This is a genomic window from Arenibacter echinorum, assembly GCF_003259375.1.
Classification (GTDB): Bacteria; Bacteroidota; Bacteroidia; order Flavobacteriales; family Flavobacteriaceae; genus Arenibacter; species Arenibacter echinorum.
In genome coordinates, this window is record NZ_QLLN01000001.1 from 310,194 (window position 1) to 324,059 (window position 13,866).

Annotated in this window: 15 protein-coding genes; 2 read left to right on the top strand and 13 right to left on the bottom strand. The window is 38.2% G+C overall.

From position 1 onward, the window contains the following. From LV92_RS01330 to LV92_RS01380, 11 genes are all read right to left on the bottom strand, one after another. Nucleotides 1–402 (bottom strand): hypothetical protein, encoded by a 402-nt coding sequence (locus LV92_RS01330; RefSeq protein ID WP_111622315.1) that lies wholly within the window; start codon nucleotides 400–402, stop codon nucleotides 1–3. A gap of 84 nt (nucleotides 403–486) precedes the next feature. Continuing rightward, a complete protein-coding gene (locus LV92_RS01335; RefSeq protein WP_245946206.1) occupies nucleotides 487–879 on the bottom strand; it encodes an ABC transporter permease in 393 nt (130 codons plus the stop codon). Between the two features lie 68 nt (nucleotides 880–947). After that, a complete protein-coding gene (locus LV92_RS01340; RefSeq protein ID WP_111621881.1) occupies nucleotides 948–1,385 on the bottom strand; it encodes a hypothetical protein in 438 nt (145 codons plus the stop codon). Continuing rightward, nucleotides 1,386–2,516, bottom strand: a complete 1,131-nt coding sequence (locus tag LV92_RS01345) for a beta-ketoacyl-ACP synthase III (RefSeq protein ID WP_111621882.1) — start codon at nucleotides 2,514–2,516, stop codon at nucleotides 1,386–1,388. Next, nucleotides 2,516–3,442 carry an NADPH-dependent FMN reductase family protein gene (locus LV92_RS01350; RefSeq protein ID WP_111621883.1) on the bottom strand — a complete coding sequence of 309 codons (927 nt, stop codon included), beginning with the start codon at nucleotides 3,440–3,442 and terminating at the stop codon, nucleotides 2,516–2,518. The genes LV92_RS01345 and LV92_RS01350 overlap by 1 nt, the downstream gene beginning before the upstream one ends. 165 nt (nucleotides 3,443–3,607) lie before the next feature. Beyond that, complete coding sequence (locus LV92_RS01355) at nucleotides 3,608–4,489, bottom strand: LpxL/LpxP family acyltransferase (protein ID WP_111621884.1); 882 nt, start codon at nucleotides 4,487–4,489, stop codon at nucleotides 3,608–3,610. A gap of 17 nt (nucleotides 4,490–4,506) precedes the next feature. Beyond that, entirely contained in the window at nucleotides 4,507–4,749 is a 243-nt protein-coding gene (locus LV92_RS01360) for a phosphopantetheine-binding protein (RefSeq protein ID WP_111621885.1), read from the bottom strand. Nucleotides 4,750–4,751: 2 nt separating this feature from the next. Then, nucleotides 4,752–5,975: a beta-ketoacyl-[acyl-carrier-protein] synthase family protein gene (locus LV92_RS01365; protein WP_111621886.1), complete on the bottom strand. Its 1,224-nt coding sequence runs from the start codon at nucleotides 5,973–5,975 to the stop codon at nucleotides 4,752–4,754. A gap of 17 nt (nucleotides 5,976–5,992) precedes the next feature. Next, complete coding sequence (gene fabG / locus LV92_RS01370) at nucleotides 5,993–6,736, bottom strand: 3-oxoacyl-ACP reductase FabG (RefSeq protein WP_111621887.1); 744 nt, start codon at nucleotides 6,734–6,736, stop codon at nucleotides 5,993–5,995. Nucleotides 6,737–6,754: 18 nt separating this feature from the next. After that, entirely contained in the window at nucleotides 6,755–7,891 is a 1,137-nt protein-coding gene (locus tag LV92_RS01375) for a WG repeat-containing protein (RefSeq protein ID WP_111621888.1), read from the bottom strand. 133 nt (nucleotides 7,892–8,024) lie between these two features. Continuing rightward, nucleotides 8,025–9,581, bottom strand: a complete 1,557-nt coding sequence (locus tag LV92_RS01380; RefSeq protein ID WP_111621889.1) for an HAL/PAL/TAL family ammonia-lyase — start codon at nucleotides 9,579–9,581, stop codon at nucleotides 8,025–8,027. A gap of 105 nt (nucleotides 9,582–9,686) precedes the next feature. On the opposite strand from LV92_RS01380, the gene LV92_RS01385 reads away from it, so the two are divergent. Further along, nucleotides 9,687–10,931: an NAD(P)/FAD-dependent oxidoreductase gene (locus tag LV92_RS01385; RefSeq protein ID WP_111621890.1), complete on the top strand. Its 1,245-nt coding sequence runs from the start codon at nucleotides 9,687–9,689 to the stop codon at nucleotides 10,929–10,931. Nucleotides 10,932–10,979: 48 nt separating this feature from the next. Here the strand turns inward: LV92_RS01385 and LV92_RS01390 are convergent, their stop codons facing one another. After that, nucleotides 10,980–11,588 (bottom strand): hypothetical protein, encoded by a 609-nt coding sequence (locus LV92_RS01390; RefSeq protein ID WP_111621891.1) that lies wholly within the window; start codon nucleotides 11,586–11,588, stop codon nucleotides 10,980–10,982. 236 nt (nucleotides 11,589–11,824) lie between these two features. On the opposite strand from LV92_RS01390, the gene LV92_RS01395 reads away from it, so the two are divergent. Further along, entirely contained in the window at nucleotides 11,825–13,033 is a 1,209-nt protein-coding gene (locus tag LV92_RS01395) for a multidrug effflux MFS transporter (protein ID WP_111621892.1), read from the top strand. Nucleotides 13,034–13,107: 74 nt separating this feature from the next. Here the strand turns inward: LV92_RS01395 and LV92_RS01400 are convergent, their stop codons facing one another. Continuing rightward, the gene (locus tag LV92_RS01400) at nucleotides 13,108–13,860 is read right to left on the bottom strand and encodes a class I SAM-dependent methyltransferase (RefSeq protein WP_111621893.1); all 753 of its coding nucleotides are present in this window, start codon (nucleotides 13,858–13,860) and stop codon (nucleotides 13,108–13,110) included. Between the last annotated feature and the right edge of the window lie 6 nt (nucleotides 13,861–13,866).

A 13,866-nucleotide genomic window follows, 5' to 3' on the forward strand; every position in this document is an offset into this window, starting at 1 on the left:
TTAGAGATCGGTACGTTGTAGCTCTTCGATCGTAATATCGAAGACATCTGCATATTTTTGTAATGTTTTGTTATTTAGGCTTTTAAATACGGCAGGGCGAAAATGTCTTTTAACCCTCCACTTCCAAATCCCGACGTAGCTCGCTAAGATGGGGAGGTCCATTTTGTGGAGTTCCATATAGTATTCCAAGGGACTCACCTTAAGGTCTATTACCCTTTGTTTTGAAGCTGAAATGCGTTCGTTTAAAGCCTCTATAGCATTGTTCAGGGCAATGGTCTTGGGGCTCCATCCAGTACTTAATTCGGTGGTATATTCCCCGTTTTCGTCAACGGCATAACACAGTTCTTTGAAATTGGCCGACTCAAGATTGCTTTTGTCCTGTGGTACTTCATTCTTTTTCATGCCTAAGGTCATTATAATTTATAGGCCAAGGTTACTGGCTTATAAAGTTATTAATACAATTTCATATTCGATCCGCAGATGTAACTAAACTTCCTGTATCAGAAAATTTAATATACAATCTGCCACTAATTCTTTCTCTGTATATATTTTGCATTCCATAGTGCATATGCTAAAATTTCCCGAACTGTAATTGGATAGGAGTTTAGCCTTCGTAGTTAAGGTGTCTCCTGTTCTAGGTAATAAAAAAATGTTCGCCTTTTTAATACCGCTAATAAAACCAATTACGTTATTGCCCTCCCCTTCTAGATCATCCGCGGCAAAGAAATCTTGCCCAACAATTGCGGAACAGGATTGGGCAGCATTTTCTATAATCCCTGATTCGGTAAACTTATTGTCCTTTACAAAGATACAATCTTCGGTTACTTTAAATTCGGTAGTCACCGTTTCCTTGTTAAGATCAATTATTTTTGTGACCATGAGCATTGGCTCTCTATGGGGCAAAAACTTGTGTATATTTATATGTGAACGCGCTGTATTCAATTAGTTTAGTTTGCCAATACGGTTTTCATTTCACTGTTTGCCATAATTTTGCCATTACAAGTTACCTGAATCTGAACCAAGGTAACACCCATGATCTCATGTAGAATTGTGACTGTTGTTATTAATTCCTGATCTGCGGTTGGCAACTCCAGTATTTCGGCCAATTTAATGGCCCCGATATAACCTGTGGGGGCAGGCTCATTTTTTAGGAAATATTGATACCCGGTATGAAGTGCCACAGACTGTGCCATATGTTCAATTAGTCCGGCAGCCATAAATTTACTGTTGTACACAAACAGATTAGACGGCGTAGGGGTAAAACCGGTAATCACCTTTTCTTCGGAAAAGTGAATCAGCTTGTCCACCATTACAAAAGGAGCCTTTTGGGGGATTAGATTTTCAATTAGACCTTTGTCATCTATTGTTTGTTTCAATAAATTCATTTAACAGACCGTTAGGTATGCATATGAGTAGGAAAACCTAGCGCTTTCCGGTACGTGCAACAATACTTTATCTCCCTTTTTTAGTTGTCCTGAACTCACCAATTCTTCAAGCATTACGAAAATTGAGGCTGCGCCTACATTGCCAACCTTGCTCAAATTCATAAACCATTTCTCCCAAGGTATTTCCACTCCCTGTCGCTTTAATTCCTCGTATAAATTTTCCTTAAAATAATAGGAAGAGATATGCGGTAAATAATAGTCAAAATCGGCGGTAGTGATATTGTGCTTGTTCATGGCCAATTTTAGACTGTCCACTCCTTTGCCCAATATGTTTTCACCTAAGAGTTTAACGTCTTGTTTCATGGCGAAAAGGGATTTGTTGGCCCAGTCTTCGGCAGGATATTCGCTCCAAGGCTTTAAATGGCCATTTTCCAATTTATCGGCACCGGCATACATGCATGTTTCCATTTCAAAGGCATAGGAATACCCTTCCATCCATTCAATTTTTAAAGCAATGCCTTTAGGTTCGCTTTCCAGTAAAACGGCTCCTGAGCCATCGGAAAGCATCCAGCGTAAAAATTCTTTGTTAAAGGCCAATATAGGATTGTCTTCCAGCTCCTTCAGGTGTTCTACCTCATTTTCAAAAATATCGGATTTCATCCAAGTCGAGGTTCTTTCCGAACCCGTACATACTGCATTGGACACTTGCCCCGCCTTAATTGCCAAGAAACCATATTTCAAGGCATTCATTCCTGAACAGCAGGCCCCCGATGGGGAATTAACCTCTAAATTTCCGTTTTTTAAAAAGCCGTGTACCATAGAAGCGTGCGATGGCAATATTTGATCGGGACTACTGGTGCCACAAGAAAGAAGTTCTATATCCTTGGTACTAAAAGTGTCGTCACATAAAAGCTCAATGGCCTCCTTGGTTAGTTGGGCATTGTTATGGGTAATGTTTCCATTGGCATCTATGGCGTAATATCTGGTCTTAATTTGATTGTTCCGCAGGACTATACGTCTAGCCTTGGAACTCTTACCATTGATAATGCCCAATTTTTCTTCCATTTGTTCATTGTCAACAGGTTCATTAGGTAAGAACTTGGCAATCCTGGTAATATAAACGTCTTTCATTAATTGTTCTTTAATCTAACGGATGAATAGTATGCTTTATCCCTTTTAATTTTATTGTACCGGGGTATGTAAGTCGCCAAAAATACAATAAAAACTATTGGAGCTATAGCCCAAATTGCAAATAACAAATAATATTTGAACAAAACCAGTAATTTTTTTCGTTTCGGATTACCTGTAGGCCCTTTCTTTATAATAAGGTTGGCCCATTTCGTAAACAAAACATTACCTCTTATGTCTGTCTGTATCAACAAGGGTTTTACTTTAACGGCATCCAATTTTAATAGATCATCCTGTAAGCTGCTGTAATCATTGGACAATAGTGCTTTCCTGATGGGCGTTCCAAATTTTTCCGAGGCTTTTATATCTTCGTCTGAAACTCCCGGTTTTGGAAAAATGCCCAAGTACTTGGTTTTTTTTCCACCGAGCATCCAATGCACAATTGTTATTACGCTGATGTGATTTATGTGACGGTCAACTAAAGCTATATTACCCACTAAACTGGCATTGCAGGAAACTAGAAGGCGTTTCATTTTTTCCTGTGCCATTAACCACATGTTTCTACAGGCAATTACTGTAACTACGGGTGTCTGATCGAGTAATTTCTTGGCAACATCAGATTTTAGGAAAGAATTAATGGGTATGGACGGGGTTAAATACCAAACTTGGTAACCTAGAATTATCAGGTCATATTTCTTTTCAAGGATATCGGCCTTTGGTGGCTTTAGCTCACATGGTATTTGCAGAAAGGATTCAGGAAACGCATCATAGAAATCATCCTGTTTCCATGGAAATTCGTAATCATTTTTGGGGCTTATCCTATAATATGTGATGCTTACGTTCGCCCCCTCTATGGAAGTCGCTAAATTTTGAACAATATCCAACAACTGCCCGGATTGGGAGTAATAAATTATAAGAACTTCTTTCATTGGTAAGCTATTAATCTTCTTTATAATACCGCCAAGATTGCCATTATATTAATACCTAAATGGTCTTTCCTATGACTTTTAATAGAGTTCAAATTTAATTTTAATTTTCAGATCAGAGCCGGATTTGGAAAATGTAACCAAAACTTAGTGTTATCCTAACCGAACTTAGTTTTTTGAACCCCAAAAATCAAAATAGTTGAACCATTGCAATGGATATTGTTCTATTATCCATTCCATGCTTTTAATATAATTAGCCAATAATCCTTCGGCATCCCTTTTCTTAAAATCTGCTTTTCTGGCGTAAAGATGATAATGTTTATTGGTTTCCTTCATTACATATACAAATAGGACCGGTACGTTTAATCTAGATCCCATCAAAAAAGGACCTGAAGGAAATTGTGCTTTTTCACCTAAAATTGGTGAGCTCATCAACTTGGCCGTTGTAGCATATCTATCTCCCGTCATGCAAATTATCTCATTTTTTGCCAAGGCGGCGTTCATTTCAAAGATATGGGAAAGATCTTCCTGTAGGATAATAAATTTGGTCGAGGATTTCTTAATATATTGATCTAGGTATTCCTTTATGGCCTTATGCTCGGCATCAGTGGTAAGTAAATTTATAGTGGCATCCCCTTCCAATTCGTCCAGGAAAAACTCGGCTATCTCAAAGTTGCCCAAATGGGCACTGATCAAAATCCCCCCTTTTTTATTGGCCAAGGTTTCGTTTAAATGTTCTATTCCGTCGAAATGATAGGTGAACCTATTTCTAAGACCCGAAGAAATAGCTACTTTGTCCAAAATGGTCTGTCCAAATACGTAGTAGCTTTTGTAAATGGATATAATGCTTTTTAGAGTGCTGTACTTAAGCCTTTTACGGAAGTAATAATAGCTGGATTTAGTGCTTTCAGGGGCGAAAAAACAAAAATATAGGGCTACAAAATACAGGATAAAATAGGCAGATCCCAAGCCAAGTCTTCTAATGGAAAAAACAAAAATCTTATATCCTAAAACAGAACCTCTGGACTTTCCTTTCCATTGATTTGACATTTTTTACGAATAAAATTTTAGTTTAATTTCTTCTCTATAAGATCATAAAAGTCTTGTAATGTAATTACATTAATGAAATCTTCCCCCACCAACTTAACACTAAAGTTAGATTCGATGGCCACTACTAAATCAACAAAATCCAAACTGTCCAATTCAAGTGTTTTCTTTAAATTGGCCAATGGAGAAATATCATCTGCATCAACTTCAAATTCATCTATAAGAAAGTTGTTTATTTTATCAATAATTACTTCTTTATTCATCTTTAATCTTTCACTTTTTTTATTAGCAATGCTGAATTTGTACCTCCAAATCCAAAAGAATTCGACAAAAATACATCAATTTTTTTATCCAGTGTTTTTCTTACCAGATTTAATTTGGCCGCATCTTCGTCAGGATTTTCAAGATTTATATTGGGCGCAATAAACGAATGTTCCATCATCAGCATGGAATACACAATCTCACTGGCACCAGCCATCCAACATTCATGGCCGGTCATGGATTTTGTAGAACTAACATAGGGGCCATTTTCGCCAAAAACAGCAAATATGGCCTTGGCCTCATTGGAATCCCCCACAGGTGTAGAGGTTGCATGGGCATTTACATAGTCTATTTCGCTGGGTTTAATTTGGGCTTGGTCTATTGCTTTTTTCATGGCCAAGGTAGGGCCATCTACGTTGGGAGTGGAGATATGATCCCCATTGGAGGAAAACCCGTAGCCAATAATTTCTCCCAAAATAACAGCATTCCTTTTTTTAGCGGATTCGTAGCTTTCAACTATAAGGGATGCAGCCCCGCCACTAGGTACCAGTCCGTCCCTACTTTTGTCGAACGGGCGCGAAGCGGTCCCAGGTTCTGCATCGTTGACCGAAAATACCCCAAGGCCATCAAAACTTCCCATGGCCAATTCATTTATTTCTTGGGTTCCTCCACATATGATACAATCTTGAAGCCCACTTTTAATTAATTGATAGGCAATACCAATGGCATGCGACCCACTTGCACATGCGGCGCTTACTGTGAAATTGATACCCGTTAATTTGAAAATGGTGGAGAGGTTCATGGTTACCGACGAGTTCATGGCCTTAAAAATGGCACCCGAACCAACTAAGGTAGTATCTTTCTTTTCCCTTAATTTGTCTATAGATTCTATCACGGATTTGGCGGTGCTATCATTTCCGTATAGTACGCCAACTTCATTGTTGTCTATATATTCCTGGGATATACCTGCATTTTTTAAGGCTTCCAAAGTAGCTACATATGCGTAGGCTCCTTCCTCGCCCATACTTAACCGTTGCCTTCTAGTGAGCAAGTCTTTCAGGTCGGGTTCTTCTACCATACCCGTTAAACAAGAGCGATATCCAAATTCCTTCCTTTTTTCGTCATAAACAATTCCTGAAGTTCCCTTGTAAAGTGATTCTTTGACTTCGTCCAAGTTTTTTCCTAAACAAGAGTATATTCCCATACCTGTAATTACGACCCTCTTCATCTTTCCTAGTGTTATTTTTAAGAATATATTCCTCCGTTAATATTTATGACCTCGCCTGTAATATACGATGACTTTTTGGATGCCAAAAAGGAAACCAAATGGGCAACCTCCCCTGCATCCCCAAAGCGGTTCATAGGAATCATTTTTTTAAGCTCTTTTTCGTCTAGATCACCGGTCATATCTGTCTTTATAAAACCAGGTGCCACTGCATTAACAGTGATGTTCCTTTTTGCGATTTCCTGGGCCAAGGCCTTTGTGCCGGCTATTATACCTCCTTTTGCCGCAGAGTAATTGACTTGCCCCGGTGTTCCTTTAAGGCCGGATACGGAAACCATATTTATGATCCTGCCATATTTGTGGACCAATAATTTTTGGATCAAATGATTGGTTACGTTGAAAAAACCGTTTAAACTGGTGTTGATCACATTGTTCCAATCCTCAGGTTTCATCCACATGAAAAGGCCGTCCTTTGTAATTCCGGCATTGTTTACAATTACCTCAATAATAGCGTCCTTGTTGGTCTCATGCCACTGGTCCAATTTATTTTGTACATCCTTGTTGTCACCGACATTAAATTGAATAATCTCCGCACTCCCACCAATTTTCTCTATTTCATTTAAGGTCTCCTGTGCAGCGGATGCGTTTTCTTTATAATTTATTAGAATCTTATACTCGGTATCCATTGCGAGCTGCAGGCATATAGCTTTTCCGATTCCTCTTGACCCTCCGGTTACCAGTGCAAATTTCTTTTTTTCGCTCATTTAGTTAGTTAGTGTGATTTAATTTTTTACGTCGTCGAATATCTCCGCATTTTCGTACCATTTATTGCCCAAAACTTCTCCCTTGGCATTTAAAAATCCCCATTCTTTGTTATATTTTACCCGGGCAAGCCCATTTATGAAACCTTTTTCCAAATTCTTTTGAAAGATAGAAAACGATAATCCTGCCGTGATATCATATTCGGGTTGTATTGCCCATTTTCCAGTTTTATCTATAAATCCCCATTTCTTTTCTTTTACAGGAGCAAGACCGTTTGCGGAAAATACTTCGGCATCCTTAAAGTTGAAATCTATGACCTTTTCTCCCTTTTCATTAATATACCCCCAGTTTTTGTTCATGAAAACTGGAGCCAATCCTTGGCTGAAATCCCTTGCCTTTTCATAGGTGGGAGCTATGACCCACTCTCCTTTATTATTGATAAAACCCATCAATTTATTGCTGCGGGCATATGTTAAATCGGATTTATCCGTGAATTCCCAAATCTTGTCTGCATTCTTTACCGGGTTAAAGTTACCGTCGGCTACTATACCAAAAGATTCCTGTTTTTTTACCCAGACCCCCTTACTGTTATAATCCCCTATTTCTTGGTTCTCAATAGGGATATAGATTTCTCCCTTTTTGTTGATCATTCCCCATAGTTCACCTTTTCTGGCCTTGGCATAACCATTTATAAAGGGTTTTATTTCATCAAAATCAGGTTCGGCTATTAATTTTCCGTCGGTCCCTAAAAGACCAATTTTTTCACCACTTTTAAAAAAGGCCACACCATTGTCAAAATCATAATATTTTTCCGAAACCGGGGTTTCCAAAGTTTCGCCCGAAACATTGATATAGTGCCATTGGTCACCTTTGTTTACAAGGGCAAGACCGGAATTAAACTCCTTTACATGTTCGTATTCTGGTTGAATTGCCCATTCTCCAGCAGTATTTATGTAGCCCCATTTGTCGCCCATAGAGGCAGCTGCGCGCTCGTTCGTAAAATTGTCCGCTTTCTTGAATTGCGGCTTAATCGCATATTCCCCGGAGGTATTAATATACCCGAATAGGCCATTTTCCCTTACCAGGGCATATTCCTGGGAATAAAAATTACCAAAAACTAAAAAAAGTACAACTGACAATCCAATCTTTGTTTTCATCTGTGATTTTTTTAAATTAAAACGTTCATATTCAATAATTACCAAGTTAGGACTCGGTGTATGTTTAGGATTAAACTAAGCCACTATTAAATTATGGATTATTTTATTTAAATAACTTTTCTAACTCAATTTTTTAATTAAGCTCCTTACAAGCGTAAGTTTCTTCCTCAAAATTTAGAATAAAGCTCTTAACCTTATTTACATAAGGATACATGGGAACATCTTTGTCGGAGATAGGGGGAACCAAATTTCTAATATCATCATACATTTTTCTTGTTTTGGATGATACTTTATCTTGTACTTTCAGATATTCAATTGCCTGAACAATAGTTATCGTTTCTATGGCAAGCACTTCGAAAGTATTTTCGATGACTTTTTTGGTAATATTGGCTGCGTTGGTTCCCATGCTGACAATATCCTGATTATCGTTGTTGTTAGGAATACTGTGCACGTACATGGGATTGGACAACATTTGGTTCTCAGCAGTGGTAGAGGTGGCAGTAAACTGTACACCTTGCATTCCAAAATTCAAACCAAGTTTGCCAAGATTGACAAATGGGGGAAGTATATTATTTAGATTGGGATTTAATAGGTAATTTAATTGTCTTTCGGCGAGCATGCTCATTTTGGTGACAATTAATTTTAGTTTGTCCATTTCAAGGGAAACATAATCGCCATGGAAATTTCCACCGTGGTAAACATGCTCTTTTTCAACATCCACAATAGGGTTGTCGTTGGCTGAATTAACCTCTTCAATAAGAATTTTTTCCACATTGTTCAAAGTGTCAAGGACCGGGCCTAAAATTTGGGGCACGCATCTCAAGGAATAGTATTCCTGAACTTTTTCCTCAAAAATTGACACTTCATTATTGCCGTTGTACAAATGGTGTTCCCTTTTTCGGGTAAGTGTACTGTCCTTTAAATGATTTCTCATTGATTTGGCTATCTGCTGCTGCCCCTTGTGTTTTTTGGACTGATTTAACTCTAAGGACAAATGGTCATCATACGCCTGTACTATTTCATTTATGGCAGAAGAACAGCATATCATCCAATCCAATAACTTTCGGGTATTGATAGTGTTGATCAGACCTATACCGGTCATCACGGAAGTACCGTTAATAAGTGCCAAGCCCTCTCGTAGGGTAATGGTGATAGGCTTTAGGTTTTCAATTTTAAAAACTTCTTCTGTGGGTCTTCTTTCGTCCTTGTAAAAAACTTCACCTTCCCCAATAAGTACTAAGGCAATGTGCGCCAATTGGACTAAATCTCCACTGGCTCCCACACCACCGTGCTCAAAAATTATAGGGGTAATGTTTTTATTGATGAGAGTAGTCATTAATTCGATTACCGAAATATGTACTCCTGAATGTCCAAGGCTTAAAGTGTTCAATCTAGCCAACATGGCGGCCTTTACATATTGCTCTGGGATTAAATTGCCAGTTCCGGAAGCGTGACTCCTAATTAGATTGTATTGTAATTGAATTCGGTCGGAGTCATTTATTTTATATTGCGCCATTGGGCCAAAACCTGTATTTACACCGTAAATAATTTTGTTTTGGGAGAATTGGCTTAAAAAATTAAAACTATTTTCGACGGTTGCTAATACGTCTTTATTTATTAGAATAGATTCTTCTTTAAAAATTATACGATAGAAATCCTCTATTCCTAACTTTCCTTTAATAGTCAACATGTATATAAATTCAATATTTAAAAAGTAAATTGAATAACAATTAATAAAAATAGTTATTTTGGATTGCAAATGTATGATATTTAACCAATCAATATTTTAAAAATAATGAATCAACGTTTAGTGGAAGTCTTGGTAATTGGCGCAGGGCCTTCTGGTTGCGTCTCTGCAGCCTATTTGCAAGGTCAAGGAATTAAAGTTCAAGTGGTAGAAAAAAGTGTTTTTCCCAGGTTTGTTATTGGGGAGAGTCTTTTGCCCAGATGTATGGATCATTTTGAGGAAGTAGGTCTGTTAGACGGTTTGAATGCCTTTGGTTTTGAAAAGAAATTTGGTGCCCGATTTATAAAAGGGGATAAAATCTGTGAATTTGATTTTAGTAAGAAACACACCAAAGGTTGGGATTGGACCTGGCAGGTTCCAAGAGCGGATTTTGATAAGGTATTGGCAGACGAATTGGTCAAGAAGGGAGTGGAGGTATCTTTTGGACATGAAGTTGTGGATGTTGTTATAGACGAAAATGGGGGTTCCATGACCACCATAAAGGATGAAAATGGAGTGCCGTACCAGGTTAATGCCAAATATATCATAGATTCCAGTGGTTATGGGAGAGTTTTGCCCAGATTGTTGGATTTGGATAAACCTTCTGCACTGCCCAATCATTCTTCCATTTTCACACATGTAGTAGACGTAAATCGACCTGAGGGCAGGGAGGGCACCCTGATTACTTTTGATGTAATAGAGACCGAAGTGTGGTTATGGGTAATTCCATTTTCCAATGGAAGAACAAGTATTGGTTATGTAGGCCCTACAGAATTTTTAGAGTCTTTTGAGGGAAGTAAGAGCGAAAAATTGAGCCAGTTATTGCGGTTGTCCGATTATTATTATGAACGCTTTAAGGGTGTTGATTTTTTATTTGAACCGGTGATGATTAAAAATTATTCGAAATCGGTAAAACAACTATTTGGAAAGGGATTTGTCTTAACGGGCAATAGTGCCGAATTTTTGGACCCTGTTTTTTCCTCTGGGGTTACTTTTGCTACGGAATCGGCCTTGTTGGGGGCAAAACTTATTACCAAAGTTCTTAATGGACAGGCAGTAGACTGGGAGACGGAATACTCTGATTATATTAGGGAAGGAGTAAGTGTATTTTCATCCTATGTTAATGAGTGGTACAGTGGTAATCTACAGACCCTGTTTTTCCACGAACCGGAAAACCCTGAGGTAAAAAGACAAATTTGTTCAGTTTTGGCGGGATATGTATGGGATAAGACCAACCCTTTTGTAACTAAGCACAATAGACTTATAAGGACTGTAGCACATATAATTGAACTTGAAAAGCAAAAAAGTGAATGATAATATCATTCACTTTTTGTATTGTAATCGATTAAAAGAATACTTGGTCTAAAAGCCTTTTTTTAAAATTAACTTGGCGAAGGATTTTCCAGTTTTGGCATAACCTTCCCCTAATCTGTCTTCATTGCTGAAAGAGCTTCCCCACTGGTCTCCAGGTGCGTTTTCACTGGAAACTTCCAAAAGTATATTGTCCTTGTTATCGGTCTCTACAAATTTTAACAAGGTGCTAACCTTTGCAGGCTGTTTCATGACCCCGGCATCCCAGCCAGGATATACCCATACTGTGTCCACGATAAGTGTATACTTGGCATCTGTTAAATTCTCGGCAAAAAACACTTTATGGTCCTCGTATAGATATCTATTCATTAACTCTAAAAACTTTGGGGCATAGATCAGCTCTCTACTGGCATACCAGCTTTTTTCCCAAGAGGTGCCTTTTCCGCGAGTTTTTTCTTCCAATTCTGCGGAATGTTCCTTCACATAATCTTCATTGGATAGGTTCTTTTTAAGGAGTTTCATATTGTCATAAACAAATTCGACGTTTATTTCCTTCTGACCCTTGATAAAATTAAAATCTCCTTGTACTATTTTTAGCTTTTGGCCGTAACTAAATAAGCTTGATAAAAATACTAGAGCAATGATAAAATTGATTTTCATAATAAATAATTAGTGTTTATAACTTCAAATGTATGGGAATTATATTTTAAGGTGGCTTTTCTGAAATTAATTTTTTGTTAGCTGTTCATAAAGTGGCCTATACGGTTCTTGCAATAAACAGCTGCCTATATAATCCTCAAAAAGCCAGCGCTTTGCAGATTTTCTATAAATGTTATCGTTTTGTTATTTCCCCTAATATATAGGTGAATCTTATTCCATATGTTTAATTTTGCCGGATGCAAAAAAGTCAGCAGCGACCACAATTCGAATTTGTTGCCATTATGGCTTCCTTAATGTCTATTGTGGCACTGGCAATTGATGCCCTCCTGCCGGCCATGTCCACTATTGGCATAGATATCAACAGCTTGGACCCTACAGAAAATCAAAAGTTTATAACCATGATTTTTTTGGGCTTGGGCGTGGGACAATTGATTTTTGGGCCTTTATCGGATAGTTTTGGAAGGAAACCCATTGTTTATATTGGCTTTATTGTCTTTTGTTTGGCCAGTGTTATCTGCGTTTTGGCCCCCAATCTGGAATGGATGATATTAGGTAGAATTCTTCAGGGGATTGGACTTTCTGCCCCGAGAACAATAAGCATATCCATGATAAGGGATTCCTATAAGGGAGATTATATGGCCAAGATCATGTCTTTCGTTACGGCATTTTTTATTTTGGTACCTATTGTTGCTCCAGCTATGGGAAAGTTTTTCTTAGATCATTATGGTTGGGAGGCTATTTTTTATATGCAATTGGTGGCCACTTTAGTGGTGGGTGTCTGGTTTTGGAGAAGGCAACCGGAAACTTTAAAACCGGAATATAAGATTAAATTTTCCAATCATGTGTTTGTGGACGGATTTAGGGAGTTGCTCCAACACCGGGAAACAATGGCTTTTACTATTGTTTCTGGCCTCATCACCGGAGCCTTTATGGTCTATTTGAGTTCGGCGCAAGAGGTGTTTGAAGTGCAATATGGCTTGACCGATAATTTTCCCTATGTTTTTGCCGGATTGGCGATTTCCGTGGGCCTATCTACCTTGTTGAACGGTACCATGGTGGTTAAATTGGGGATGAGAAGATTGGCATTGATTGCCCTAACCCTATTTTGTACTGTTTCCGTGGTTTATGTGGGCTTGTTCTGGAATTCCCCAAATCCTGATTTGTGGATATTGATTACCTTTTTGGCTATGCAATTTTTTACCCTCGGCTTTTTGTTCGGTAACCTTAGGGCTATTGCCATGGAGCCCATAGGACATATTGCAGGTATAGGGGCTGCCATCACCGGATTTATATCTACTATGATCGCTATTCCCATTGCAACCTATGTTGGTAGTTATATACAGGATACTATTCTTCCTCTTTTCATGGGATTTTTGGTTTGTGGATCCATTTCCTTGGGGATTTTTATGTTGATGCGTAGACGTAGCATTTTGGCTGCTGCTTAGTACTACGAAAGTATGGTACACATTTGGGAATAAATTCCCAGTTATTCAACTTCTTATAGTTTTAGGGGAATTTTCTACTTAGCGTTTCTGCCTAAACGCATGAAAATGGGGAAGGTGATTTTTTGCCGAAAGGAATTCCATTTTAAGGAAATGTCCTTTATAAGTTGATCTACAGGATTGTGGCCATTATTTGTTTTGATAAAATTTTGTACACTGGACCAGGAATTAAAGTACCCCTCCAATTGCAATAGGGTCCATGATGTTTCTATTTTGAAGGTTTCCTTAAGATCGATTTCATCAAAATTGAATGGAATAGAAGAATATTTTAAATCGATATAATCCCTTTCCTTATCCCAGTATGCCCCGATAATATTATTGTAAAAATGAATTATTATAGGATCAATTTCAGAATTGATTCGCATAAGGCCATATCCCCAAATGGCAATGATACCATTGGGTTTTAGTACCCTTTTTGCTTCATGGTTGAAGGCGCGCAGGTCAAACCAATGAACTGCTTGTGCAACTGTGATCAAATCAAAACTATCGTTGACGAAAGAGGTTTGCTCTGCCCTTTGTACGCTATACTCTATATTATCCATGTGGACAGCGTGCTGTATTTGTTGCTTACTAATATCGCTGGCAGATACTTGCGCAAAGGATTTTGAAAGAACTACTGCCACTTGTCCGTTTCCGGTTCCACAGTCCCAACATGCATTTTTTGCTTCGCAAAAGGAATAGATATATTGGTATAAGCGTGCCGGATAGGTAGGACGGTATTGGCTGTATATTTTTGATTGTTTGGAAAAGCGGTCCAGTTTTCTTTTCATGGTAAA

What these genes read in the sequence shown, in the direction of transcription:
- LV92_RS01330 (WP_111622315.1), bottom strand. Translation starts at nt 402, where the DNA reads ATGAAAAAGAATGAAGTACCACAGGACAAAAGCAATCTTGAGTCGGCC.
- LV92_RS01335 (WP_245946206.1), bottom strand. Translation starts at nt 879, where the DNA reads ATGGTCACAAAAATAATTGATCTTAACAAGGAAACGGTGACTACCGAA.
- LV92_RS01340 (WP_111621881.1), bottom strand. Translation starts at nt 1,385, where the DNA reads ATGAATTTATTGAAACAAACAATAGATGACAAAGGTCTAATTGAAAAT.
- LV92_RS01345 (WP_111621882.1), bottom strand. Translation starts at nt 2,516, where the DNA reads ATGAAAGACGTTTATATTACCAGGATTGCCAAGTTCTTACCTAATGAA.
- LV92_RS01350 (WP_111621883.1), bottom strand. Translation starts at nt 3,442, where the DNA reads ATGAAAGAAGTTCTTATAATTTATTACTCCCAATCCGGGCAGTTGTTG.
- LV92_RS01355 (WP_111621884.1), bottom strand. Translation starts at nt 4,489, where the DNA reads ATGTCAAATCAATGGAAAGGAAAGTCCAGAGGTTCTGTTTTAGGATAT.
- LV92_RS01360 (WP_111621885.1), bottom strand. Translation starts at nt 4,749, where the DNA reads ATGAATAAAGAAGTAATTATTGATAAAATAAACAACTTTCTTATAGAT.
- LV92_RS01365 (WP_111621886.1), bottom strand. Translation starts at nt 5,975, where the DNA reads ATGAAGAGGGTCGTAATTACAGGTATGGGAATATACTCTTGTTTAGGA.
- fabG (WP_111621887.1), bottom strand. Translation starts at nt 6,736, where the DNA reads ATGAGCGAAAAAAAGAAATTTGCACTGGTAACCGGAGGGTCAAGAGGA.
- LV92_RS01375 (WP_111621888.1), bottom strand. Translation starts at nt 7,891, where the DNA reads ATGAAAACAAAGATTGGATTGTCAGTTGTACTTTTTTTAGTTTTTGGT.
- LV92_RS01380 (WP_111621889.1), bottom strand. Translation starts at nt 9,581, where the DNA reads ATGTTGACTATTAAAGGAAAGTTAGGAATAGAGGATTTCTATCGTATA.
- LV92_RS01385 (WP_111621890.1), top strand. Translation starts at nt 9,687, where the DNA reads ATGAATCAACGTTTAGTGGAAGTCTTGGTAATTGGCGCAGGGCCTTCT.
- LV92_RS01390 (WP_111621891.1), bottom strand. Translation starts at nt 11,588, where the DNA reads ATGAAAATCAATTTTATCATTGCTCTAGTATTTTTATCAAGCTTATTT.
- LV92_RS01395 (WP_111621892.1), top strand. Translation starts at nt 11,825, where the DNA reads ATGCAAAAAAGTCAGCAGCGACCACAATTCGAATTTGTTGCCATTATG.
- LV92_RS01400 (WP_111621893.1), bottom strand. Translation starts at nt 13,860, where the DNA reads ATGAAAAGAAAACTGGACCGCTTTTCCAAACAATCAAAAATATACAGC.